Origin of the sequence: Thiolapillus sp., from assembly GCF_048562965.1 — a bacterium.
In the GTDB taxonomy this organism is placed as follows: Bacteria; Pseudomonadota; Gammaproteobacteria; order Chromatiales; family Chromatiaceae; genus Thiolapillus; species Thiolapillus brandeum_A.
This window is the reverse complement of sequence record NZ_JBHNMF010000967.1, coordinates 1-1,066: the sequence shown is the minus strand read 5'-3', so window position 1 is coordinate 1,066 and position 1,066 is coordinate 1. Positions and strand designations below refer to the sequence as shown.

Genomic DNA, 1,066 nt, shown 5'->3' with positions numbered 1-1,066 from the left:
TGGGCGCACAGCTACAGCCAACAGTATGATTGTATAGGCACGTGCCATGGAAATGCGGATACTCTGGGAAGGGAAATGACGCCTTTGCAAGCAGCTGGACTTGATGCTGCAACTACGCTGGTTCCTTATGCGGGCATAACTAGGCTTATTAAGATTGGAGGTATTTTTGTAAAGGATGTGATCGAGCTAGGTAAGGTAAGGTTTGGACACACCTTTACGAGGCATGGAGAAGATGCGACAGAGTTTCTTATAAACAGGGCTAGAGGATCGGGACAAGCTCAAGGTCAATTTCTTGACAATCAAGCTGCCGCAAGGTTTATCCAGGACAATCTGGATAAGATTGGTAATGGTGCAGTGTCACTACCACTACCAAAAAATTTCCCTGCCAGGATTATTAATCCTGGCGGCACATTTTCGAAGCCTTCATCTATTCGGCTTGTTCCTGGAGGAAAAGGAGTGAAAACTGCTTATCCTGAGCCTTAGAAAATATTAGGGCTATGTATATGAATACAACTCATATTATAACTAATGAAGCAATAGAATATTTGAATAGGGAGCTTGTGTTGCCTTCAACAGGGCGTGAGCAAGACTGGGAAATTGAACTAGCTGATTCTAATAGAATAAATGAGTTTATTTCTTTTTATGAAAATAAACCTCTTAGTGATGATAAAAAATTTGCGTTAATGGCTTTGATTATTGGATCATTAGAAAATCTTGCTTATATTAAATCAATTAACAAAGATATATGGGGGAAAGTTGCAAGGTTACTATGTGCTCGTATTGAGTTATACAAGCCATTAATTGACTATTGGTCCCTCGTTGGTGAAGATAATAATGATGATGATACTTTCGCAATAACTAAATTGATGCGCTCATTAAAATGTTGCTAGTGTAGTGCTGCATTTTGTTTGGAACTTAACCGGCGATTGGCACGAACAACTTTAGCTATGGAAATATTGATTTCTTTCAATTGTCTTCGGATGGATACCACCTGTCGGGGGACTGGGGTGAGGTGATAATTAAATCATCCCCTCCAGAGTTAGTATGGTTGTAATCAAAATCAAGG

Annotated in this window: 2 protein-coding genes; both read left to right on the top strand. The window is 39.8% G+C overall.

Translation table 11 applies throughout. The features are described from left to right. The coding region (locus tag ACOCD2_RS21540; protein WP_295513472.1) for a hypothetical protein at positions 1 to 483 on the top strand (483 nt) is incomplete at its 5' end. Positions 484 to 503: 20 nt separating this feature from the next. Continuing rightward, a complete protein-coding gene (locus tag ACOCD2_RS21535; RefSeq protein WP_293675313.1) occupies positions 504 to 890 on the top strand; it encodes a hypothetical protein in 387 nt (128 codons plus the stop codon). The last annotated feature ends 176 nt before the right edge of the window (positions 891 to 1,066 follow it).